This window comes from Actinoplanes oblitus, from assembly GCF_030252345.1.
Taxonomy (GTDB): Bacteria; Actinomycetota; Actinomycetes; order Mycobacteriales; family Micromonosporaceae; genus Actinoplanes; species Actinoplanes oblitus.
Genome location: NZ_CP126980.1, coordinates 9,120,862 through 9,143,619, shown reverse-complemented (window position 1 = coordinate 9,143,619; position 22,758 = coordinate 9,120,862). Strand labels below are relative to the sequence as shown.

At 71.2% G+C, this 22,758-nt stretch carries 18 protein-coding genes and 1 tRNA gene; 14 read left to right on the top strand and 5 right to left on the bottom strand.

All coding sequences use genetic code 11. The features are described from left to right. Nucleotides 1-36 precede the first annotated feature (36 nt). Both Actob_RS40700 and Actob_RS40695 read right to left on the bottom strand, forming a co-directional pair. Nucleotides 37-765 (bottom strand): hypothetical protein, encoded by a 729-nt coding sequence (locus Actob_RS40700; RefSeq protein ID WP_284917296.1) that lies wholly within the window; start codon nt 763-765, stop codon nt 37-39. Nucleotides 766-2,454: 1,689 nt separating this feature from the next. Continuing rightward, nucleotides 2,455-4,035, bottom strand: a complete 1,581-nt coding sequence (locus Actob_RS40695; RefSeq protein WP_284917295.1) for a dolichyl-phosphate-mannose--protein mannosyltransferase — start codon at nt 4,033-4,035, stop codon at nt 2,455-2,457. A 60-nt stretch (nt 4,036-4,095) separates the two neighbouring features. On the opposite strand from Actob_RS40695, the gene rsmI reads away from it, so the two are divergent. After that, a complete protein-coding gene (gene rsmI, locus Actob_RS40690; RefSeq protein ID WP_284917294.1) occupies nt 4,096-4,953 on the top strand; it encodes a 16S rRNA (cytidine(1402)-2'-O)-methyltransferase in 858 nt (285 codons plus the stop codon). Here the strand turns inward: rsmI and Actob_RS40685 are convergent. Beyond that, nucleotides 4,947-5,996 (bottom strand): hypothetical protein, encoded by a 1,050-nt coding sequence (locus Actob_RS40685; RefSeq protein ID WP_284917293.1) that lies wholly within the window; start codon nt 5,994-5,996, stop codon nt 4,947-4,949. The two genes, rsmI and Actob_RS40685, sit on opposite strands and share 7 nt — an antisense overlap. A 132-nt stretch (nt 5,997-6,128) precedes the next feature. Between Actob_RS40685 and metG the strand changes: the two genes are divergently transcribed. Together metG and Actob_RS40675 are read left to right on the top strand one after the other, a co-directional pair. Next, nucleotides 6,129-7,931: a methionine--tRNA ligase gene (gene metG, locus Actob_RS40680; RefSeq protein ID WP_284917292.1), complete on the top strand. Its 1,803-nt coding sequence runs from the start codon at nt 6,129-6,131 to the stop codon at nt 7,929-7,931. A gap of 240 nt (nt 7,932-8,171) precedes the next feature. Further along, complete coding sequence (locus Actob_RS40675; protein ID WP_284917291.1) at nt 8,172-9,407, top strand: hypothetical protein; 1,236 nt, start codon at nt 8,172-8,174, stop codon at nt 9,405-9,407. A 52-nt stretch (nt 9,408-9,459) separates the two neighbouring features. Here the strand turns inward: Actob_RS40675 and Actob_RS40670 are convergent, their stop codons facing one another. Continuing rightward, entirely contained in the window at nt 9,460-10,494 is a 1,035-nt protein-coding gene (locus Actob_RS40670; RefSeq protein WP_284917290.1) for a hypothetical protein, read from the bottom strand. 71 nt (nt 10,495-10,565) lie between these two features. Here Actob_RS40670 and Actob_RS40665 point away from each other — a divergent pair, with 71 nt between their 5' ends. From Actob_RS40665 to Actob_RS40645, 5 genes are all read left to right on the top strand, one after another. Beyond that, the gene (locus tag Actob_RS40665) at nt 10,566-11,489 is read left to right on the top strand and encodes a TatD family hydrolase (RefSeq protein WP_284917289.1); all 924 of its coding nucleotides are present in this window, start codon (nt 10,566-10,568) and stop codon (nt 11,487-11,489) included. Between the two features lie 45 nt (nt 11,490-11,534). Further along, on the top strand, nt 11,535-12,422 hold the full coding sequence (gene rsmA, locus Actob_RS40660; RefSeq protein ID WP_284917288.1) for a 16S rRNA (adenine(1518)-N(6)/adenine(1519)-N(6))-dimethyltransferase RsmA: 888 nt from the start codon (nt 11,535-11,537) through the stop codon (nt 12,420-12,422). A 73-nt stretch (nt 12,423-12,495) separates the two neighbouring features. Further along, nucleotides 12,496-13,443, top strand: a complete 948-nt coding sequence (locus Actob_RS40655) for a 4-(cytidine 5'-diphospho)-2-C-methyl-D-erythritol kinase (protein ID WP_284917287.1) — start codon at nt 12,496-12,498, stop codon at nt 13,441-13,443. An 8-nt stretch (nt 13,444-13,451) separates the two neighbouring features. After that, complete coding sequence (locus Actob_RS40650) at nt 13,452-15,248, top strand: ABC-F family ATP-binding cassette domain-containing protein (protein WP_284917286.1); 1,797 nt, start codon at nt 13,452-13,454, stop codon at nt 15,246-15,248. Nucleotides 15,249-15,327: 79 nt separating this feature from the next. Then, the gene (locus tag Actob_RS40645; RefSeq protein ID WP_284917285.1) at nt 15,328-15,789 is read left to right on the top strand and encodes a DUF4383 domain-containing protein; all 462 of its coding nucleotides are present in this window, start codon (nt 15,328-15,330) and stop codon (nt 15,787-15,789) included. 39 nt (nt 15,790-15,828) lie between these two features. Here Actob_RS40645 and Actob_RS40640 read toward each other — a convergent pair whose 3' ends face one another. Continuing rightward, on the bottom strand, nt 15,829-16,434 hold the full coding sequence (locus tag Actob_RS40640) for a TetR/AcrR family transcriptional regulator (protein ID WP_284922495.1): 606 nt from the start codon (nt 16,432-16,434) through the stop codon (nt 15,829-15,831). Between the two features lie 125 nt (nt 16,435-16,559). Here Actob_RS40640 and Actob_RS40635 point away from each other — a divergent pair. From Actob_RS40635 to Actob_RS40610, 6 genes are all read left to right on the top strand, one after another. Beyond that, nucleotides 16,560-16,631 (top strand) — tRNA-Gln (locus Actob_RS40635). A 105-nt stretch (nt 16,632-16,736) separates the two neighbouring features. Beyond that, nucleotides 16,737-18,179 carry a bifunctional UDP-N-acetylglucosamine diphosphorylase/glucosamine-1-phosphate N-acetyltransferase GlmU gene (gene glmU / locus Actob_RS40630; RefSeq protein WP_284917284.1) on the top strand — a complete coding sequence of 481 codons (1,443 nt, stop codon included), beginning with the start codon at nt 16,737-16,739 and terminating at the stop codon, nt 18,177-18,179. A gap of 111 nt (nt 18,180-18,290) precedes the next feature. Next, entirely contained in the window at nt 18,291-19,271 is a 981-nt protein-coding gene (locus Actob_RS40625) for a ribose-phosphate diphosphokinase (protein ID WP_189328397.1), read from the top strand. A 358-nt stretch (nt 19,272-19,629) separates the two neighbouring features. Then, nucleotides 19,630-20,241, top strand: coding sequence for a 50S ribosomal protein L25/general stress protein Ctc (locus tag Actob_RS40620; RefSeq protein ID WP_284917283.1), 612 nt, complete (start codon nt 19,630-19,632; stop codon nt 20,239-20,241). Nucleotides 20,242-20,315: 74 nt separating this feature from the next. Further along, complete coding sequence (gene pth, locus Actob_RS40615) at nt 20,316-20,927, top strand: aminoacyl-tRNA hydrolase (RefSeq protein WP_284917282.1); 612 nt, start codon at nt 20,316-20,318, stop codon at nt 20,925-20,927. Nucleotides 20,928-21,065: 138 nt separating this feature from the next. Next, nucleotides 21,066-22,742 (top strand): sugar transferase, encoded by a 1,677-nt coding sequence (locus tag Actob_RS40610; RefSeq protein WP_284917281.1) that lies wholly within the window; start codon nt 21,066-21,068, stop codon nt 22,740-22,742. Nucleotides 22,743-22,758: the final 16 nt, after the last annotated feature.

Sequence of the window (22,758 nt, the reverse complement as noted above, 5' to 3'; positions counted from 1 at the left end):
GGATGCGGCGCCGGCTGCGCCCCCTGTTGCGGCTGCTCACACCGGCTCCCCGGAACGCGACGGCGACGGGCCGGTGGTCGGCGCGTCGGTGTCGGCCGGGTCGTCACCGGTGACCGGCGCCAGCGTGGGCAGCGCGGTCGGCTGGGACTTGGGCTCGTCGGCCGGCGGCTTCGGCGCGACGGTCGGCGGGTTCGGCGCGACGGTGGTGGTCGGGCCGGGGGCCGGTGTGGTGGTGGTCGACTCGGTCGGCTTGGTGGTGGTGACCGCGGGCTTCGGTGTGGTCGGCGCGGGCGTCGGCTTGGTGGCCGTCGCCTTCGTCGGCGCCTTGGCCGGCGTGGTGGTGGTCCTGGCCGCCGCGGTGGTGCCGGCCGGCTTCGGCGCGACGGCGGTCGTCTGCCGGGGCTGCGCCCGCCGGGGCTGGTCCACCGACTCGATCACCGGGCGCTGGGCCGGGCCGCTCGACGGGCTCACCTCCGGGGCCGGGCTGGGCTGGGGCGGCGCCACGGTCTTCTCGTCACCGTCGTCCAGGCCGGGCAGCGGCAGCACGGCACTGGAGTTCACCGGGCCACCGGCCAGGCTGACGCCGAGCAGCCCGCCGTAGGAGACGACGAGGATGCCGAACGCCAGCGCGATCCGGCGGAGCAGTCGACTCCGTCGCCCGGTGGAGTCGACGAACACCGGGGCGGGTGGCGCGACGGCGATGACTTCCGTGTCCGGAATTCGCTGGTCGGCGGTCTGCGGGTGTTGGTGCTCCTGCGTTGTCACGCGGCGAGCTTAAGAACATTTACCGCGATCTTGGCACTTGTCACCTTCTCGGGGGATGGCCGACTGATCCCCCGAAAAGGGACGAAATGATGACCCCTGGAGTTTGACCCGATGGCGGTGAACTGTCCGCGACGAAAGGCGAATCCGCTGAGCTGCGGTGCGGTCGGTAGTCGGAATACGTTACGCCAGAATGGGCATCTAATTCGTGTCGCATTCCCGACCGTCAAGTTGAATCGTATTCATGAGACGATATGCGCGGTAAAGACTAAAAGAGCATAATGTCCGAATCGCTGGGATGCTGGGATCGACACGGCAATCCGTGGGCGACACCCGTTGTGCCGCTCATCCAGGCTCGTTAAGCTGCATCTTGCGCGCCCCTATCGCCCGCTTCCCCCGTGGCAGGCGATCGGGGCGCGCCCTATTTTTCGGACCTGTCTAGGTCATGATCAGCGAAAAGTCGCCAAAACGGCGAAGCCCGGCGATATCGCCGGGCTTCATCGCATCTGGGGCCGTCGCAGCGGTCCGCGCGCCCCACCCTGAAGATCAAAACCAGCCTTCGGTACGCCCGGCGACCGCCCCAACCGCACCGTCGTGTCCCGTGCCTCGACGCCAGGCCCGCTGTCCCTCCCGGCCGCGAGGCCGCATCCGGGCTGACGCCGCCCCGCACGGTGGCCCGCCCAAACCCCGCCCCGGCTGGCTCTGACGGTGGTGTCCGCCCGCGGGATACCACCGCGAGCACCAGCCCACCTGTCCCGGCTGGCCGTGAGGGTGGTGTCCGGGTGTGGGATGCCACCGTGAGTGCCAGCTCGTCGGTCTTGGCTGGTCGTGACGGTGGTGTCCGGGCGCGGGATGCCACCGTGAGTGCCAGCCCACCTGTCCCGGCTGGTCGTGGTGGTGGTGTCCGGGTGTGGGATGCCACCGTGGGTGCCAGCCTGCCTGTCGCGGCTGGTCGTGGTGGTGGTGTCCGGGTGTGGGATGCCACTGTGAGTGCCAGCCGGTCGGTCTGGGCTGGTGGGGGCGGTGGTGTCGGGAGTTGGGATACCACCGTGAGCGCCAGCCTGAGTGAGGGCCGAGCGGGTTGGATTTGGCGGTCGTTGCCAGCCGCGGACGTCGCCCTGGAGGGGTTCGCGTTCTGGGCGCGCAGCGCCCTGCGAAGCCCGGAAGGGTCCCTGGCGGGAGCGACGATCAGTGATCAGCGCGGATTCGAGTCAGCGATCTCTTGATGTTGATCTGACCCGGAGTTCGACGAGGAAGCCTCGTTCGGCCGTGCCGAACAGCGAGGACGACCTGAACAGGGAGAACGATCCGGACATCGAAGGACGATTCGGCCCGGCGGCGGGCCACCGGGACCGGCGGCCGCTCGGACAGCGGAGGCCCCCGGCGAGTGCAGTAGACGGTGCGCAACGGCGGACCGTGCGCAAACGGCGGGCTGTGCGGGAACGGCGGGCTGTGCAGGAGCGGTGAACTGTGCGGGAGCGGCGGACTGTGCGGGAACGGCGGATCCTGCGGACGACGGCGGGCCGCTCGGATGGCGAGAAGCCGCTCGGACGACGGCGGATCCCGGCGGATCCGGTGGACCGTCCGAACAGCGGCGGACCGGTTGGGAGGCGGCCGGACCGGTGGCAGGTGGCCGGGCCGGTAGCAGGTGGCCGGGCCGGTGGGAGTGGCGGGACGCGCGGGAAAGGGGTGCTAGATCCAGCGGCCGCCCAGCCACATGCGGACCGACCAGTCGTCGTAGGGCATGGTCGAGCCGACGAAGACCGGATAGAAGTAGGCGAAACAGAGCGCCACCAGCACCACGTACGTCGCCGCGACCACCGTGCCGATCAGTTGCCGGTCGGTGCGGGCCGCGCCGGCGACCATCCCGCCCACCGGTGTCATGATCGCGCCGAGCGTGTAGACCACCGCCAGGATCAGGAACGGCAGGCCGGGCAGCAGGTAGAAGGAGAACATCGTGCGGCCGTCGGCGACCGCGTAGTAGTACCAGGGCAGCATGCTGCCGACCGCGCCGGCGAAGATCGCGTACGCCCGCCAGTCGCGCCGTGCGATGCCGAACCAGACCAGGGCGATCAGCGCCGGCAGGAACGACCACCACAGGATCGGCGTGCCGAGCAGCAGGATCTCGGCGGCGCAGCTGGGCGCCCCGCAGTTGCCGTTGCCGTTCCAGTAGAACGCCACCGGCCGCCCGAGCAGCAGCCACTGCCACGGCCAGGACTGGTACGTGTGCTTCTCGGTCAATCCGCTGTGGAAGCTGTACGCCTCGTGGTGGTAGTGCATCAGGTTCAGCAGCGCGCCCAGGATCGGCGGCTCGCTCAGCCCGTTCGCCTCCCGGTAGTGCCGGAAGTATCCGGTGTCGGTGACGAACCAGCCGGTCCAGGTGGCCAGGTAGAAGATGGCGCTGAGGACGAAGCTGAGGATCAGGTAGCCGAAGTCGCCGAGGATGCCGGCCACGAACGGGCCGCGCACCCGGGCCGACCGGCGCGCCTGCCAGCGCCAGGCCACCACCAGGACGGCGAAGAACGGCGCGAAGAACAGCGCGCTCCACTTCACCCCGCAGGCCAGGCCGAAGCAGACGCCGGCGGCCAGCAGCCACCACGGCACGATCCGCGGGATCTTGTAGGTGGCCGCCGAGTCGAAGCCGTCGGCGAGCGCCCGCGTCCACCGCCGCCGGTAGTGATCGCGGTCCAGCAGCATGCAGGCGAAGGTCAGCAGGATGAACAGGCCGAGGAAGATGTCCAGCAGCGAGGTGCGGGAGAGCACCAGCTGGAACCCGTCCAGGGTCATCAGCAGGCCGGCCGTCCCGGCCAGCACGATCGAGTGGAACATCCGGTAGGCGACCCGGATCAGGATCAGGATCATCAGGGTGCCGGCGATCGCCGCCGAGATCCGCCAGCCCAGTTCCCGGTTGCCGAACACCTGCTCGCCGAGCGCGATCAGCCACTTGCCGAGCGGGGGATGCACCACGTACGCCGGGCCGTTGGTCTTCTCGTCCCACTCGACGCCGTGCTGGAGCATGTCCCAGGCGTCGGTCGGGTAGTACACCTCGTCGAAGATGTAGCCCTTGGGCTTGTCCACCCCGGCCAGGCGCAGGATCGCGGCGGCGGCCACGATCACCAGGGTGACCAGCCAGGAGTACGGGTCGAAGCGGGCGTCCAGCGTCGACAGGCGTCGCCGGACGAGGTCGGGTACGTCCCGGACGCCCCGGGACGACTCCGCCTCGGCGGGGGAGTCCGCGGTGGTGAGGTCTGTCTCAGCTGTCGCCGTTGTCACCCCGCGATCGTAGGCTGCGGAGCTTTGAAGTGACGGCCGGGCGTGTGATGGACTTTTCCGGTGTCTCGTGAAACTTCCGGCTCCGGCCGCGTGATCCTGGTCGGCGCCCCGCTCGGCAACATCGGTGACGCCTCGGCGCGGCTGCGGGAGGTGCTCGCCACCGCTGACGTGATCGCGGCCGAGGACACCCGGCGGCTGTCCCGCCTCACCAAGGACCTGGACGTCGCCGTGCGCGGCCGGGTCGTCTCCTACTTCGAGGGCAACGACGACCGGCGTACCCCGGAGCTGGTGGCGGCGCTGGCCGACGGCGCCACCGTCGCGGTGATCACCGACGGCGGCATGCCGAGCGTCTCCGACCCCGGGTATCGCCTGGTGAAGGCGGCACTCGACGCCGGGTACCCGGTGACCGCGGCGCCCGGCCCGAGCGCGGTGACCACCGCCCTGGCGCTGTCCGGGCTGCCCAGCGACCGGTTCGTCTTCGAGGGGTTCCTGCCGCGCACCGGGTCGAACCGCCGGTCCCGGCTGCGCGAGCTGGCCGCCGAGCCGCGCACGCTGGTCTTCTTCGAGGCACCGCACCGGATCGCCGGCGCGCTCGCCGACCTGGCCGCCACGTTCGGCGGGGACCGGCCGGCCGCTGTCTGCCGGGAGCTGACCAAGACGTACGAGGAGATCCGCCGCGGCGACCTGGCCGAGTTGGCCGGGTGGGCCGCGGACGGCGAGCCGCGCGGCGAGATCACCCTGGTGGTGGGCGGCGCGCCGGCCGGGCCGGTGGAGCGCCCGGCGGACGACGAGCTGCGCGCGGCGGTGGCCGGGCGGGAGGCCGCCGGCGACTCGCGGCGCGACGCCATCCAGGCGGTCGCCGATCAGTACGGCCTGAAGAAGCGGGACGTGTACGCCCTCGTGCACCAGGCTCAGTAGGCGGCGGCCAGGAACCCGGCCAGCAGCAGCAGCGGCCCGGCCACGCTGGCGAGCAGGGCGTACCGGCGGGCTCGCGGGGACTCCAGCCGCCGGGCGCCGGTCGCGCCGGCGATGCCGTATCCGCAGATCAGCACGAGCAGGAAACCGAGCGTCCAGCGCAGGTGCATGAGCAGCCCGGGCGGCGCGGTGTAGGCCTGCCGGCTGTCCGCGCTGACCATCCGGGCGCCGCTGACCGCGCCCGGCTCGCGGGCGTCGCCGGAGATGCCGAGCAGCGTCACCCGCCCGGCCGTGAACCGTCCGTCGGCGGCGGTGAATCGGCCGGTGCAGCGCTGGGTGAGACCGTCGCCCCGGCAGCGGGTGGTGGTCGCGTACCCGGCGTCGCCGTGGCCGGTGGCCAGCCAGAACGGCTCCGCGCTGACCCACGCGAAGAACGCCGCCACGAGGCTCAGGGCGATCAGCGAGAACAGCGCGCCGACCGGGTTGGTGGCCGGTGGCCGGCGACGCCGCCCGGGGCGCCGGTCGCGACGCGCCTCGGCCGCGATGCGCGCCTCGTCGGTCTCCCAGAACGGCGAGTTCTCCATCCGCTCCAGCCGGGTCGCGGTGGCCGGCGAGACGCCGCCCTCCGGCAGCGGCGGGAGCGGTCCGCGGGGCGGTCGCTGCTGGTCGAGGACGATGGTGGGCCGGTTGCGGTCGCTGGGCTCCGGCAGGACCATGACTTCCGGTACGGCGGTCGCCTCGGCGTACTCCAGATCGGTTCTCGGGGTGTTCTCCACCCTTTCGGGGTCCTTCGGTTCGTCGGTCTGGCCGGGCTCGATGATCATCAGCTCGCCGGCCGTGGCGAGCCGTTCGCTGTCGCCGGAGTGCAGCTGCTGGGTCAGGTCGTCGGCGCCGGCCGCGCGGGCCTGGTCGGCGGCCCGGTCGGCCCACTCCACGGAGTCCGGCTCCCGATCGGCGTCGCCGTGCCACCACGTGGTGTCCGGATCGACCCGGACCCACGGGTTACCCGTCGGCGTTTCCCCTGGCTGCGGCGCGTTTCCCGTCACTGACCCAGTCAACTACGCGGCTCGGCGGCGGGCCGGGCAATGATCGGGCGTGTCGGGACAAATCGGTCGGCTGGCATGCAGGGCGCCAATCCGTTCGCAGGGCACCCGGGCGGGTCACTACGCTTGTACGTCATGAGTCACGTTCTCGCCGCGGTCGCCTGGCCCTACGCCAACGGCCCGCGCCACATCGGTCATGTTTCCGGCTTCGGGGTGCCGTCCGACGTCTTCAGCCGGTACATGCGGATGGCCGGCCACGACGTGCTCATGGTCTCGGGCACCGACGAGCACGGCACCCCGATCCAGGTCCAGGCGGACGCCGACGGGGTCACCCCGCGCGAGCTCGCCGACCGGTACAACCGGGTGATCGTGGAGGACCTGCACGGTCTCGGCCTGTCCTACGACCTGTTCACCCGGACCACCACCCGCAACCACTACGCGGTGGTGCAGCAGCTCTTCGAGGGCCTGCACGAGAACGGGTACATCGTGGCCCGCACCACCCTGGGCGCGATCTCCCCGTCCACCGGCCGGACCCTGCCCGACCGCTACATCGAGGGCACCTGCCCGATCTGCGGCTACGACAGCGCCCGCGGCGACCAGTGCGACAACTGCGGCAACCAGCTCGACCCCGAGCAGCTGATCGACCCGAAGTCCCGGATCAACGGGGAGACCCCGCAGTTCGTCGAGACCGAGCACTTCTTCCTCGACCTGCCGGCCTTCGCCGAGGCGATCGGCTCCTGGCTGGACCGCCGGGAGAACTGGCGGCCCAACGTGCTGAAGTTCTCCCGCAACCTGCTCGACGACCTGCAGCCCCGGGCCATCACCCGGGACCTGGAGTGGGGCGTGCCGATCCCGCTGGACGGCTGGCGGGACCGTGCCGACAAGCGGATCTACGTCTGGTTCGACGCGGTCATCGGTTACCTCTCGGCGTCGATCGAGTGGGCCCGGCGCACCGGCGACCCGGAGGCGTGGCGCCAGTGGTGGTCGGCCGACGCGCAGGGCAAGGACGCGCTCGGCTACTACTTCATGGGCAAGGACAACATCGTCTTCCACTCGGTGATCTGGCCGGCACTGCTGCTCGGCTACTCCGGCGAGGGCGACAAGGGCGGCCAGGCCGGCTCGCTGGGCAGGCTGAACCTGCCGACCGAGGTGGTCTCCAGTGAGTACCTGACGATGGAGGGCAAGAAGTTCTCCTCGTCCCGCCGGGTGGTCATCTACGTGCGCGACTTCTTGGAGCGCTACGACGCCGACGCGCTGCGCTACTTCATCGCGGCGGCCGGCCCGGAGTCCAACGACACCGACTTCACCTGGGCCGAGTTCGTCCGGCGCAACAACGACGAGCTGGTGGCCGGCTGGGGCAACCTGGTCAACCGGTCGATCTCGATGGCCGCGAAGAACTTCGGCGCCATCCCGCCGGCCGTCGACCTGACGCCGGCGGACCTGGCGCTGCTGGAGGTGGCCAAGGCCGGCTTCGCCACGGTCGGCGAGCTGATCGGCAAGCATCGGCAGAAAGCCGCGATCGGCGAGGCGATGCGGGTGGTCGCCGAGGCGAACAAGTACCTCTCCGAGCAGGCGCCGTGGAAGCTCAAGGACGAGTCGCAGAAGGAGCGGCAGGGCACCGTCCTGCACGTCGCGCTGCAGGTGGTCCGCGACGCGAACACGCTGCTCACGCCGTTCCTGCCGCACTCCGCGCAGAAGGTGCACGAGCTGCTCGGCGGGACCGGGGTGCACGCGCCGATGCCGGAGATCGTCGAGGTCGAGGACCTGGACGGCGGCCCGGGTTACCCGGTGCTGATGGGCGACTACACGGTCGGCGCGCGGTGGGAGTCGGTGCCGCTGGTGGCCGGGACCCCGCTGAGCGCGCCGAAGCCGGTGTTCCGCAAGCTCGACCCGTCGGTGGTGGAGGAGGAGCTGGCCCGGCTGGGCGGCGATTCCTGAGCTGTCGTCCCGTGTGCGAGGCCCGGCTTCGGCCGGGCCTTTCGCGTTGTCGCGGGGGTTACCTAGATCACCACGGACTCTTCACAGATTTGTCATTGATCAGGCAGCGGCTCGGCGGTTACATTGATCGACGCCACGGGGGAACGTTGGCGTTTTGTCGATACGGATGCGTCCCGACGCACCAGGTCGTCCAACTGCCCTTCATGTGGTCTTCTCACCCCTCGAAGGAGTTGGACTTCCTTGAAACCTCGCCTGGCACGGCCGCTGCTCGCGGCCATCGTGGGCGGCGCCCTCGCCGCCGGTGGCGCGGTCGCCGCGTCCCCGGCATACGCGCGCGACGTCCCGGTCACCGCTGACGAGTCGTCCTCGCCCTCGCCGGTCGTCACCCCGTCCGAGACGCCTTCCGAGACGCCGTCGGAGACCCCGTCCGAGACGCCGTCGGAGACCCCCTCCGAGACGCCTTCGGAGACGCCGTCCCAGACGCCGTCCGAGACCACCTCGGCCACGCCGACCCAGACGACCGACCCGGGCGACACCCAGAAGCCGACCGGCTCGTTCCGTCTCTCGGCGACCTCGATCTGGACCGGCCAGGGCATCACGGTCAACCAGAACACCTCCGAGTACGGCGACGGCGCCAATGCCGACTCGACCGTCACCCGGGTGGTGAACTGGGGCGACGGCACCTCGAGCCGGTTCGCGTCGGCCACCACGACCTGGGTCCGGCACAACTACAAGCGGGCCGGTTCGTTCACCATCGCCGAGCGCCTGACCGACGCCGCCGGCAACTTCACCGAGCTGAAGCGGGCCGTCTCGGTCCGGACCGCGCCCACCGCGATCAGCCTCGACAAGAAGAGCGTCTGGAACGGCGAGCGCTACAACGTCACCGTGCGCGCGGTGCCGGCCGGCACCACCTCGTACGTCCTGTACTGGGGTGACGGCTTCTACAACGAGTACCGGTGGACCGGTAAGCGGTCGTTCCCGGGCCACTACTACCACTACAAGGGCACCCGCTCGGTGGTCACCGGCTACCGCCCGACGCAGATCGCGTACCGCAACGCCAACGGCCTGAGCACTCCGGTCACCGGCGCCACGATCTACGTGAAGAAGGACAGCTGGACGCCCACTGTCAAGATCAACAAGCCGTCCAGCTCGAACCGGCTGAAGTCCTGGAAGTACGTCACCGGGACGGCGTCCGACAAGGGCTCCGGCGCGCCGGGCGTCTGGGTCTTCCTGGAGAAGTACAGCAACGGCAAGGACTACTGCCTCAACAAGAACCGGAAGTGGCAGCGGGTCAACGAGTCCACCTGGGACAGCGTCTGCTACTCCTTCTGGGCTCCGACCGTCAAGGGCAAGTGGAAGTTCAAGGTCCCGGCCGGCCTGGGCAAGGGTTACTTCTGGGCCAGCGCCTACGCCGTGGACTGGGCGGACCACCGCAGCAAGTGGAAGACCGTCGAAGCCAAGATCACCCGTAGCTGATCGAGGATGACGTGTGGCGGGGCCGGAGTGATCCGGCCCCGCTTTCGCATGGTCAGAGCTGGTAGGCCAGGTCCGCGATGTGGTGGTCGGCCAGCTCGTCCACCGGCGCCCAGGCCTCGTAGACGCCGCGCTCGTAACAGCGGGCCCCGGTCGCGGCGAGCCCGTCCTGATCCGGCCGCAGCAGCCGCAGCCGGGCCCACGACTCGTCCCGCTGCAGCACCCAGCACGGCACCCCGCGCCACAGCGCCTGCTCGGCCCGCCGGCTCAGCGTCCGCACCGGATAGCGCGCGGCCCGGGTCAGCGCCCGCACCCGGAACTCGCCGGGCGGGTCGGCGACGGCTTCGTACTCCTTGCCGTCGATCGAGCCGACCAGCCGGGCGGTGCCGGCGGCGGTGCAGGGCAGGTACTCCCGGTCCGGGCTCACCCCGGGCAGCTCGCCCAGCAGCCCGCGCCAGCGTGGCCCGGCCAGCCGCAGCCACCCGTGCTGCTCCGGCTGGTACGTGTAGAGCACCACCTCGTCGCCACCCGGCACGTACGCCAGCAGTTGCGCGTTGGCGGGCATCGGCAGATCGGCGAACCCGGCCGTGACGTACTCCGGGATCAGGTCGTCGGTGCTCGGCGTGAACCCGGTGCCCAGCACCATCGCCCCGACCCGGGAATGCGCGGGCAGCACGGCCAGCCCCGGCTGGGCGGGTGTGGCCGGCACCTCGTAGTCGGCCGGGTCGGTGGCCCGCCAGCGCAGCGCGAACGCCACCTGCCCGTCGGTCGCCCCGTCGGTGCGCAGCAGGGCGAGTTGCTCCGGCCCGGTCAGGTGCGCGAGGTCGCAGGAGCGGTAGCAGAAGCCGTAGGGCAGCCAGCCGGCGAGGTGACCGGCCACCTGGGCCGGCGACAAGATCTTGGTCATCCGGGTGCCGCGGCGCACCGCCGCCGTCGCCCGGATCCGGCGCAGCGTGGCATTGTCCCGGTACGCCGCGGACTGGCTCATCGCCTGCACGTGCTGCCAGGTCAGCTCGCGGCGCAGCGGTGCCATCAGGGGTGGGTCGAGCGGGTCGGCGCCCAGCTCGCTGTCCTCACCGGTCACGGTCACGGTGCGTGAACCTAAGTGACGTTGATGGATGCCGGATGAACGTGCGGTTACCGGTACATGCGACGTGCAGAATGTCTCACATGCCTTCTACGCCCCCCGAGTCGCCCAGTCCATCGCAGAACCGCCGGGACCGGGCCGCGCGCCGGGCGGGAGAGTTCCCGCCCGCACCGGAACCGCTGGCCGTGCCGGTCTTCGACAGCCACACCCACCTCGACCTGACGGTCCGGGAGGCCGGCGTGCCGGGCGGCGCCGAGGGCGTCGCCGACCCGGTCCAGGCGCTGATCACCGCCGCCGCCAAGAACGGCGTCGACCGGCTGGTCCAGGTCGGTGTCGATGTGGACTCCTCGCGCTGGGGCGCCGAGCTGGCCGAGCGCAACGAGGCGGTGCTGGCCGCGGTGGCCCTGCATCCCAACGAGGCGCCTCGGCTCGCCGACCTGGACGAGGCGCTGCGGGTCATCGACGAGCTCGCCGGCCGGCCGCGGGTGCGCGGCATCGGGGAGACCGGGATGGACACGTTCCGCACCGGCGACGAGGGCCGGGCCGCGCAGGAGGCCAGCTTCCGGGCGCACATCCAGATCGCCAAGCGGCACGGCAAGGCGCTGATCATCCACGACCGCGACGCCCACCGGGACGTGTTGCGCGTGCTGGACTCCGAGGGCGCGCCCGGCACCGTGGTGCTGCACTGCTTCTCCGGTGACGCCGAGTTCGCCGCCGAGTGCGTACGCCGGGGCTACTACCTGAGCTTCGCCGGGACGATCACCTTCGCCAGCGCCGGCAACCTGCGCGAGGCCGCCGCGATCACCCCGCCCGAGCTGATGATGGTGGAGACGGACGCGCCGTATCTGACGCCGGCCCCGCACCGGGGGCGGCCCAACGCCTCCTATCTGATCCCGATCACCGTGCGGGCTCTCGCCGCGGCCCGCGGCATCGATCCCGACGAGCTCTGCGCGCGCATCTCGGCGAACGGTGAGCGCGTCTTCGGCGCCTGGAAGTGACTGCCCGCCCGGGTGGCGGAGTAGTCGGCCGCCTAGGCTGCTCCCATGGCTGATGGACTTCTCGGCCCGGCGGAGATCCGGGAACTCGCTGCCCGCCTGGGCGTGGCGCCGACCAAGAAGCTCGGCCAGAACTTCTTGCACGACCCGAACACGATCCGCCGGATCGTGGCGGCGGCCGGCCTGCGCCCCGACGACGTCGCCCTGGAGGTCGGCCCCGGTCTCGGCTCGCTCACCCTGGGCCTGGTCGGCGCGGTCCGGCACGTGCACGCCGTCGAGATCGACCCGGTCCTGGCCGCCGCCCTGCCCGGCACGGTCACCGCGGCGCACCTCACCGTGCACCCGGCCGACGCGCTGCGGGTCGGCGGCGACCGGTTCGACCCGCCGCCGACCATGCTGGTCGCCAACCTGCCCTACAACGTGGCCGTCCCGGTCGTGCTGCACCTGCTCGCCGAGCTGCCGACGCTGCGCGGCGGCCTGGTGATGGTGCAGAAAGAGGTCGCCGACCGGCTCACCGCCGGTCCCGGTTCCAAGGTGTACGGCATCCCGTCGGTCAAGCTGGCCTGGTACGCCGAGGCCAAGCCGGCCGGGAAGGTCCCGCCCGCGGTGTTCTGGCCGGTGCCCAACGTGGATTCCGGGCTGGTCGCCTTCACCCGCCGGGAGCCGCCGGCCGGCGCCTCGCGGGCCGACGTCTTCGCGGTGGTGGACGCGGCGTTCGCCCAGCGGCGCAAGACGTTGCGGGCCGCGCTGGCCGGCTGGGCCGGCGGACCCGCGACGGCGGAGCGGGTCCTGCTGGCGGCCGGGGTGAACCCGCAGGCCAGGGGAGAATCGCTGACGGTGGGGGAGTTCGCCGCGATCGCCGCGGCGGCGAAAACGTCAGGGTACGGCGGTAAGCTCAGCCCGTCCGGCGCACAGCCCGAGGAGGTGGACTCGTGACCGCGGCACAGGATCCCGAGCTGGTGGTGAGCGCGCCGATCGACAGCCGGCCGCCGATCCGGGACCTCACTCCGTGACCGAGGCCTGGGGTCCGGACGACGACGAGCCTCGCCCGCACAGCGGCCCGGTCAAGGTCCGGGTGCCTGCCAAGATCAACCTGCATCTCGGGGTCGGCCCGCTGCGCCCGGACGGCTACCACGAGCTGAACACGGTCTACCACGCGATCAGCCTGTTCGACGAGATCACCGCCCGGCACGGCGACACGCTCACGCTCACCATGGAGGGTGAGGGCACCGGCGAGCTGGAGCTGGACGAGACCAACCTGATCATCCGAGCGGCCCGGGCCCTGGCGGCCCGGGCGCGCGTCCCGGCGTACGCGAGATTGCACCTGAGAAAGGCGATCCCGCTCGCCGGCGGCCTGGCCGGGGGCAGCGCCGACGCCGCCGCCACGCTGATCGCCTGCGATCTGCTCTGGGGTCTCGGCATGTCCCGGGACGACCTGGCCGAGGTCGGCGCCCAGCTCGGCTCGGACGTGCCGTTCCTGCTGCACGGCGGCACCGCGCTGGGCACCGGGCACGGCGAGGCGGTCAGCCCGATCCTGGCCCGCCCGACCATCTGGCACTGGGTGGTCGCCGCTGCCGACGGTGGCCTGTCCACCCCGGCGGTCTACCGCGAGCTCGACGTGCTGCGCGACGGCTCCTGGCCGCCCCCGCCGCTGGGCAGCGCCGACCGGCTGATGGCCGCGCTGCGCCAGCGCGACCCGGAGGTGCTCGGCGCCGCCCTCGGCAACGACCTGCAACCGGCCGCCCTGGCGCTCCGCCCGCAGCTCGCCGACGTGCTCAAAGCCGGCGCCGAGGCGGGGGCGATCGCCGGGCTCGTCTCCGGCTCCGGCCCCACCTGTGTCTTCCTGGCCGCCGACGCGGCGCACGCCCAGCGGGTCGCCGACGGGCTCACCGCGGCCGGCGTCTGCCGGGCCGCGATCACCGCGCGGGGGCCGCAGCCGGGGGCCCGGGTAATCTAGGTCCCATCGTGGCCAACATCATTAACCTGGACCGGGTCAACAAGGGTTACGGCGCCGCCGGTCAGCTGCTCACCGATGTCTCCCTCGGCCTGGACGACGACGCCCGCGTCGGCATCGTCGGCCTGAACGGGGCGGGCAAGTCCACCCTCCTGCGCATGCTGGCGAAAATCGAGGAGCCGGACTCCGGACGTGTGACGCACCGCCGTGATCTGCGGGTCGCCACCCTTCCGCAGACCCTCAACCTCGCCGCCGACGCCACCGTGCGCGACGTCGTGCTCGGCACCGCCTGGCTCGCCCAGGGCATGGGCGCCGAGCACGAGTGGGCCGGTGACGCCGGGGTGCGCACCATCCTCGACGGCCTCGGCATGGGTCATCTCGGCCTGGACAGCCCGGTCGGCCCGATGTCCGGTGGCGAGCGCCGCCGGGTCGCGCTCGCCGCCCTGCTGGTCCGCGAGAGCGACCTGCTGATCCTCGACGAGCCCACCAACCACCTGGACGTGGCCGGCGTCGACTGGCTGGCCAAACACCTGCTCACCCGCAAGGGCGCGCTCGCCGTGGTCACCCACGACCGCTGGTTCCTCGACGCGGTCTGCACCATGACCTGGGAGGTCGTGGACGAGCAGGTGCACACGTACGAGGGTGGTTACGCCGCCTGGATCCTGGCCCGCGCCGAGCGGCAGCGGGTCGCGGCCGCCGTCGAGGCCCGCCGGCAGAACCTGCTCCGCAAGGAGATCGCCTGGCTGCGCCGTGGCCCGCCGGCCCGCACCTCCAAGCCCAAGTTCCGGATCGACGCGGCCAACGAGCTGATCGCCGACGTGCCGCCGGTCCGGGACACGGTCAGCCTGCAGCGGCTGGCCACCACCCGGCTCGGCAAGCAGGTCTACGACCTGGAGCGGGTCACGCTGAACGCCGGGCCCAAGCCGATCTTCCGGGACCTCACCTTCCAGGTCGGCCCCGGTGACCGGATCGCCATCCTGGGCGCCAACGGGGCCGGCAAGACCACCCTGCTGCGGTTGCTCGCCGGGATCACCGAGCCGGACGGCGGCCGCCTGGTCACCGGCTCCACGGTGCGCCCGGCCTTCCTCTCCCAGGAGCTCAAGGAGCTGCCCGGGCACCTGCGCCTGCTCGAGGCCGTCGAGGAGGTCGCCAAGCGCGTCCAGCTCGGCGACCGGGAGCTGTCGGCCGGTCAGCTGGCCGAGGTGTTCGGCTTCACCGACAAGCGGATCTGGACGCCGGTCAGCGACCTGTCCGGTGGTGAGCGCCGCCGGTTGCAGATGCTGCGCCTGCTGGCCACCGAGCCGAACGTGCTGCTCCTCGACGAGCCGACCAACGACCTGGACACCGACACCCTGGCGTCGCTGGAGGACCTGCTCGACTCCTGGCCGGGCACGATGATCGTGGCCAGTCACGACCGGTACCTGGTCGAGCGGGTCACCGATCAGGCGTACGGGATGTTCGGCGACGGCCGGCTGGTGCACCTGCCCGGCGGGATCGACGAGTACCTCGACCGGATCCACGGTGCCGTGCCGGCCGCGCCCGTCGCGCCGGGGAGGGAAGCGGCCCCGGCCGTGCCGGGCCTGTCCGCCGGGGAGCTCCGCCAGGCCAAGAAGGATCTTGCCCGGATGGAACGCCAGATGGACAAGCTCACCGAGAAAGAAGCCAGGATCAATGAGAGTCTCGCCGAGCACGGCAGCGACTACGACAAAATCGTAGAGCTGGAAGCCCAGCTCAAGGCCGTCCGCCAGGAACGGGAAGAGGTCGAGATGGCCTGGCTGGAGCTGGCCGAGCAGGTGCCCGGAAACTGATCCGGGGGGTGTGCCTGCGCCGCTTGTCGCGGATACGCGAGAATCGGGACGACAACACCTGACCTTGGAGACGGACAGCATGGCGCATATTCCGGTCAACCACCCCCTTCGGCCGATGTACCGCTTGGCCGGTTTTGTCGCCGGCGCGTACCTGGTGGTCTTCGGCGTCCTCGGCCTGATCGCCACCGCCGGCGACGGGTTCGGCGGCGAGCCCGCCGACCACGTGCTCGGCCAGGGCGTCAACCTGCTGGGCTCGATCGTCGCGCTGGTCGGCGGCGGCCTGGTGCTGCTCGGCACCGCTGTCGGCCGCAACGTCGACGTGCAGGTCGACAAGCTGGTCGGCTGGGGCCTGCTGGTGGTGGGCAGCTACGCGCTGGCCACCATCCGCACCGACGCCAACTTCTTCGGTTACAGCATCGCCACCGTGGTGGTCACCTACCTGGTCGGCCTGCTGCTGATCACGATCAGCCTCTACAGCAAGGTCGCGGACCCCGGCAAGGCCGGCGCGCCCCGCCAGGTCCGCGAGGGTCGCACCGCCTGAGACCTGCCGGTTCCACGATGACCGCCGCGATCGCGGCGGTCATCGCGTTTTCCGGGTGAGCAGTTCCGGCTTCGCCTCCAGGTGTGACAGGCCGTTCCAGGCCAGGTTCACCAGGTGCGCGGCGACCATCTCCTTCTTCGGCCGCCGCGCCTCCCGCCACCACTGGCCGACCAGCGCCACCATCCCGACCAGCGCCTGCGAGTAGAGCTCGGCGAGCCTCGGGTCCAGGCCGCGGCGGGTGAACTCGGCGCCCAGGATGTGCTCGACCTGGTGCGCCACGTCGTTCATCACGCTGGAGAACGTGCCGGCCGGGGCCAGCACCGGCGCCTGCCGCGCGGTCAGCACCTGGAAGCCGTGCGGCTCCTCCTCGATGTAGTCCAGCAGCGCCAGCGCGGCCTGCTCCAGCAGTTCCCGGGGGTGCCCGGCGGTCAGCGCGGCGGTGATCCGCTCCAGCAGGGCCCGCACCTCGCGGTCGACGACCACCGCGTACAGGCCTTCCTTGCCACCGAAGTGCTCGTAGATCACCGGTTTCGACACTTTGGCGCGGGCCGCGACCTCCTCGACGCTGGTGCCGTCGAAACCGCGCTCGGCGAAGAGCTGCCGGCCGATCGTGATCAGCTGCTCGCGGCGCTGGGCGCCGGACATCCGCTGCCGGCGCTTGGTCTCCTCGGTCACCTCGCCATCCTGCCAGCGGGCCGGGCCATCACCCGTCGGGCATCGTCCGCTTTCTCAGAGAGCGCCGCGGTTCGCTAGGCTGTGCTCAGCAACATTCGGCCGTGGTGTAATTGGCAACACCCTAGGTTTTGGTCCTAGTTTTCCGGGTTCGAGTCCTGGCGGCCGAGCAACTTCTGTGGTATGAGTCGCCCGTTCGGTGGCTCATCGGGCGGGCCGCGCCGAGCCGTGCGCGGCCGTCGACAAGATGCCACTGCGAACGATGGAGTTGCCGCGTGAGCCAGGCCCCCAGCCGTACCGTTGTCGTCCTCGCCGCGGGGGAGGGCAAGCGGATGAAGTCCGCGACGCCCAAGGTCCTGCAGCCGCTGCTCGGGCGCACCCTGCTCGGCCACGTGCTGGCCGTCTCCGCGGCGATCAAGACGGACCGCACCCTGGTGGTGGTCGGGCACAAGGCCGACCAGGTGGGCGCGTTCCTGGCCGAGGCCGCGCCGGCGGCCACCCCGGTGCTGCAGGCCGAGCAGAACGGCACCGGCCACGCGGTGCGCATCGCGCTGGATGCCGCGCCCGAGCTGACCGGCACCGTCGTGGTGCTCAGCGGCGACGTGCCGCTGCTGCGCCCGGAGACGGTCGAGGCGCTGCTGGCCACGCACGAGCGCACCGGCGCGGCGGCGACCGTGCTGAGCGCCGAGGTGGCGGTGCCGGGCGGGCTGGGCCGGATCGTCCGGGACGCGGCCGGCAACCTGGAGCGGATCGTCGAGGCCAAGGACGCGTCGGCCGCCGAGCTGGCGATCCGGGAGATCAACTCGGGGATCTACGCGTTCGACGCGGCGCTGCTGCGCGAGGCGCTGGGCAAGCTCTCCACCGACAACGCGCAGGGCGAGGAGTACCTGACCGACGTCTTCGCGATCCTGGCGGGCCAGGGCCAGCCGGTGGCGATCGAGGTCGCCGAGTTCGCCCACGAGACGCTGGGCTGCAACGACCGCGCCGAGCTGTCCCGGCTGCGGGTGCTGATGCGTGACCGGGTGAACGACGCCTGGATGCGCTCCGGGGTGCTGCTGCTGGACCCGGCGACCACCTGGATCGACGTGACGGCCACCCTGGAGCCGGACGCCGTGGTCGACCAGAACTGCCAGATCCTGGGCACCTCGTCGGTCGCGACGGGCGCCGTGGTCGGCCCGGACTCCACTCTGGTGGACACCGTGGTGGCCGAGGGCGCGACGGTGCTGCGGACCCACGCGATCGGCGCCGAGATCGGCCCGGACGCCTCCGTCGGCCCGTTCTCCTACCTGCGCCCGGGCACCCGGCTGGCCCGCAAGGCCAAGGTCGGCGGCTTCGTGGAGACCAAGAACGCGGTGCTGGGCGAGGGTGCCAAGGTGCCGCACCTGTCCTACGTGGGCGACGCCGAGATCGGCGCGAAGGCGAACATCGGCGCCGGCACCATCTTCGCCAACTACGACGGGGTGCGGAAGAGCCGCACCGTGGTCGGCGAGGCGGCGTTCGTCGGATCCGACTCGGTGCTCATCGCGCCGGTGGAGATCGGGCCGGGCGCCTACGTGGCGGCCGGTTCCGCGGTGGTCAAGGACGTCCCCGCGGGCCACCTCGGGGTGACCCGCGCGCAGCAGCGCAACATCGAGGGCTGGGTGGCGATGAAGCGGCCCGGCACGGTGTCCGCCGAGGCGGCCGAGCGGGCCGCGGATATCACCCCTGATCAGGACTAATCCAGCGGGGGTGAGGCATCCCACGTAGTGCCCTGGAAACATGGCGGTTACGTGTCCGGCAGGGATACTTCACGGGAACCCCACCCCCTAATCCACGGGAGCAGCGATCCGATGGGCAGCATCGTCGCGGAGAACCGTAAGAGTTTGATGCTCTTTTCCGGCCAGGGCTTCCCGGAGCTGGCCGAGGAGATCGGTCAGGTGCTCGGCGTGGCGCCGACGCCGTCGGACTCCTACGAGTTCGCCAACGGTGAACTTTTCGTTCGGTTCAAGGAGTCGGTGCGCGGCTCGGACGCCTTCGTGGTGCAGTCGGTCACCGAGGGGGTGAACCGCTGGGTGATGGAAACGCTCATCATGATCGACGCGCTGAAGCGTGGCTCGGCCAAGCGGATCACCGTGGTGCTGCCGTTCTACCCGTACTCGCGGCAGGACAAGAAGCACCGCGGCCGCGAGCCGATCTCCGCCCGGCTGGTCGCCGACCTGCTGAAGACCGCGGGCGCCAACCGGATCCTCACCGTCGACCTGCACACCGCGCAGATCCAGGGCTTCTTCGACGGCCCGGTGGACCACCTGTTCGCGATGGACATCCTCGCCGAGTACGTGGAGAAGAAGTTCGCCGGCCGCCCGATGACGGTGGTCGCGCCGGACTCCGGCCGGGTCCGGGTGGCCGAGCGGTGGACGGACCGGCTGGGCGGCTGCCCGCTGGCGTTCATCCACAAGACCCGCGACCCGCTGAAGCCGAACCAGGTGGTGGCGAACCGCGTGGTGGGTGAGGTCGAGGGCCGGGTGTGCCTGATCGTCGACGACATGATCGACACCGGTGGCACCATCGCGAAGGCCGCCGACATCCTGTTCGACGAGGGCGCCGCGGACGTGATCGTGGCCTCCACGCACGCGCTGCTCTCCGACCCGGCGACCGAGCGGCTGAAGAACAGCCGGATCTCCGAGCTGGTGGTGACGAACACGTTGCCGCTGGCCCCGGAGAAGCGGCTCGACAAGATCACTGTGTTGTCCATCGCCCCGCTGCTGGCGCGGGCGATTCGCGAGGTGTTCGACGACGGGTCGGTGACCACGTTGTTCGGCGGTTTGAGCTGATTCACGAGGGGTGAGAGCGCCCGCCGCCGGCTGTCGCCGGTGGTGGGCGCTCTCCGTTTCCCGGGTCACTTTTTTCGCGTGCGTCACCGGCACGCCCGACCCGCTGATTTCTGCCGGTTCGAAGCAGGTAAGCTAGTGCGGTTGCCACGGCGAGGGTGCCCCGCGGTCTGCTGAGGTTCGCAGTCCGCTCGAGGCTCCGTGATCGACGCGGTGCTCCGGGCCTGTGCCCAGCGCGCCCCCTTGCCCGGCAGCGCGGCGTCGGCTTCGAGCCGTCGCAGATCACCACTGAAGCACTGCCGGAATACCGCAGCCGCAGACTTAGCCGCAGCCCGCATCGAAGAGTTTCAGGAGTTTCCCCGTGTCCGAGGTAAAGATCAGCGCCGAGCCCCGCACCGAGTTCGGCAAGGGTGGTGCCCGCCGCACGCGCCGGGCTGGTTTGGTGCCGGCCGTGCTGTACGGGCACGGCGAGGCGCCGCAGCACATCGCGCTGCCGGCCCGTGAGTTCGCCGCTGCCATCCGGCACGGCGGCATGAACCAGATTTTCACCATCGACATCGCCGGCAACCCGGGCGCCACCCTGGCCCTGCCGAAGGCGATCCAGCGTGACCCGATCAAGGACACCTACGAGCACATCGACCTGCTGATCGTGAAGCGTGGCGAGAAGGTCCAGGTGGACATCCCGGTCACCCTGGTCGGCGAGGCCGCGAAGAACACCCTGATCGTGCACGAGTCGAACACCGTCGCGGTGGTCGCCGAGGCGCTGCACCTCCCGGCCGAGCTGGAGCTGCCGATCGCCGGCCTCGAGGCGGGCACCCAGCTGACCGCCGGCGACGTGCAGCTGCCGCAGGGCGTGGAGCTCGCTGTCGACGCGGACACCGTGCTGGCGATCATCAACGCCGCGCAGAGCGTCCAGACGGCCGAGGAGGACGCCGCTGACGCGGAGGCCGCCGAGGCCGCCGCGGCGGAGTAATTCCGGCGCTCGCGGGCGTCGAGGCAACGCGGTAAACCAGTCATCAGGGAAAGTGCCGGCCGGCACTTTCCCTGATGTGCATCCGGAAGGCGGTTGGGGTGTCGGACGACGCGCCGTGGCTGGTGGTGGGCCTGGGTAACCCGGGCCGGGAGTACGCCGGCAACCGGCACAACGTGGGCTTCATGGTGGCCGATCTGCTGGCGTCCCGGCTCGGGACGAAGCTCGGCCGGGCCAAGCGCGCGCAGGCCGAGGCGGGCGAGGGCCGGTTGGGTTTCGGTGGCCCGAAGCTGGTGCTGGTGAAGCCGCTGACCTACATGAACCTGTCCGGTGCCCCGGTGGTGTCGCTGGCACAGTTCTTCAAAGTGCCAGTGGCTCATGTGATCGCGGTGCATGATGAGCTGGATGTGCCGTTCGGTCAGGTTCGGGCGAAGCGCGGCGGCGGCGAGGGTGGCCACAACGGGCTGCGCTCGATGTCGAAGTCGCTGGCGAGCAAGGACTACGCGCGGGTGCGTTTCGGCATCGGACGGCCTCCGGGACGGCAGGATCCGGCGGATTACGTGCTCGCCGACTTCTCCTCGGCGGAGCGCAAGGAGCTGGACTTCCTGGTGGACCGGGCGGCCGACGTGGTGGAGGCGATCGTGCTCGAGGGTGTCGAGTGGGCACAGAACAAATACCACGGAAGCTGATGGTCCGGGCTGGAATGGCATGACCGTTTGGGTCGATTTGTACGCCTAGTCATGCCGTGACGGCTCCGCCGTCCGTCCGTTGGTCACCACAGGCGCCCGCTTCCCGGCGCGCCGCCGACGTGACGGGGGGTTCGTGGGATGTCGCAGGACGTGTCCGAAAGCCGTTTGGACGCGTTGACCGAGCCCACCCTCGATCTACCGGCCATCCGGGCCGAGTCCCCGGTCAATCAGGGCCCGCAGCAGCCACCGCTGCGGCACACCTCCGGCCGCAACGCGCGGATCCCGGTGCCGGTGGCGCCGCTGAGCCCGCCGCCGTCCGGCGCGTCGGTGCCCGGCGCGGCCGGCCGGGAGCGCAATCAGGCGATGGACCGGCACTGGTCCGAGCGGCGCAACCGGTCCGCGGCCACCCGGCCGTTCATCCGGCCCCGGGGCCGGCACGCGGTGCTGTCCCGGCGGCAGCGGTGGGAGAAGCGGTACGTCCGCTCCCTGGTGCTGGCCGACCTGACGGCCGGAGTCGGCGCCGGCGTGGCGAGCTACCACCGGGCGTATCTGCTCCTGTCCGCCCTGCTGCCGGTGGTGCTGCTCGCGGTGCTGGCGGTGTCCCGGGCGTACGAGCGGCGCTATCTGTTCGTCGGCACCGACGAGTACCAGCGGGTGATCCGCGGCGGGGTCGGGCTGATCGCCGGGGTGGCGCTCCTCTCGTACGCCCTGAATCTGGATCTGGCCCGGTCCTATGTGCTGGCCGCGCTGCCGGCCGCGGTCGCCGCGGTGCTGGTGCTGCGGTTCGGTCTGCGCAAACGGCTGCACCTGGCCCGCGCCCGGGGCGACGCGCTGCGCCGGGTGATCGTGGTCGGGCACGAGCTGTCGGTGATCGGCATCACCCGCCAGTTGCGCCGCGAGCGGTACCACGGCCTCGAGGTGGTGGGCGCCTGCCTGCCGCCGGGCGCCGACGGGATCGAGGTGGACCTGCCGGTCTACGGCAGCTTCGAGGACGTGGCGGCGGCTGTCGAGCAGGCCGACGCGGACACCGTGGTGGTGCTGAGCTGTCCGGAACTGGACGGCGCGGCGGTGCGCCGGCTGGCCTGGCGCCTGGAGCGCGACGAGGTGGACCTGGTGGTGGCCAGCGCGCTGGTGGACGTGGCCGGGGCGCGCACCACGATCCGGCCGTTCGACGGGCTGCCCATGCTGCACGTCGAGCATCCCCGGCTGCACGGCGGATCCCGCCTGGTGAAGGACTTGGTCGACCGGGTGGGCGCGCTGCTGCTGCTGATTCTGTTCGCCCCGGTGCTGATCGGGGTGGCGCTCTGCGTGCGACTCACGTCACGCGGCCCGGTACTCTTTCGCCAGGTACGTGTGGGACGCGATGGGCAGATGTTCCGGATTTTCAAGTTCCGCAGCATGTACCTGGATGCCGAGGCCCGGTTGACCGAGCTGAGGCATCTGAACGAGCACGACGGTGTGCTCTTCAAGATCCGCGACGACCCGCGGGTGACCCCGGTCGGTCGGTGGTTGCGCCGGTTCTCGCTGGACGAGCTCCCGCAACTGCTGAACGTGCTGTCCGGGCAGATGTCGCTGGTCGGACCGCGGCCGCCGTTGCCGACGGAGGTTGCCGCCTACGCCGACGACGTGCGGCGCCGGCTGGCCGTCAAGCCGGGGATGACCGGTTTGTGGCAGGTGTCCGGCAGGTCGGACCTCTCCTGGGAGGAAGCGGTCCGGCTCGACCTGCGCTATGTCGAGAACTGGTCGCTCAGTTTGGATCTGGTGATCCTGCTGCGCACCATGACAGCGGTGGTGCGCTCGTCGGGAGCGTACTGACGTTCGGTTGGACGAA

Coding starts and splice junctions, on each gene's coding strand:
- metG (WP_284917292.1), top strand. CDS start 6,129: ATGAGTCACGTTCTCGCCGCGGTCGCCTGGCCCTACGCCAACGGCCCG.
- Actob_RS40665 (WP_284917289.1), top strand. CDS start 10,566: ATGTCTCACATGCCTTCTACGCCCCCCGAGTCGCCCAGTCCATCGCAG.
- rsmA (WP_284917288.1), top strand. CDS start 11,535: ATGGCTGATGGACTTCTCGGCCCGGCGGAGATCCGGGAACTCGCTGCC.
- Actob_RS40645 (WP_284917285.1), top strand. CDS start 15,328: ATGGCGCATATTCCGGTCAACCACCCCCTTCGGCCGATGTACCGCTTG.
- Actob_RS40640 (WP_284922495.1), bottom strand. CDS start 16,434: ATGTCCGGCGCCCAGCGCCGCGAGCAGCTGATCACGATCGGCCGGCAG.
- Actob_RS40625 (WP_189328397.1), top strand. CDS start 18,291: ATGGGCAGCATCGTCGCGGAGAACCGTAAGAGTTTGATGCTCTTTTCC.
- pth (WP_284917282.1), top strand. CDS start 20,316: ATGTGCATCCGGAAGGCGGTTGGGGTGTCGGACGACGCGCCGTGGCTG.
- Actob_RS40610 (WP_284917281.1), top strand. CDS start 21,066: ATGTCGCAGGACGTGTCCGAAAGCCGTTTGGACGCGTTGACCGAGCCC.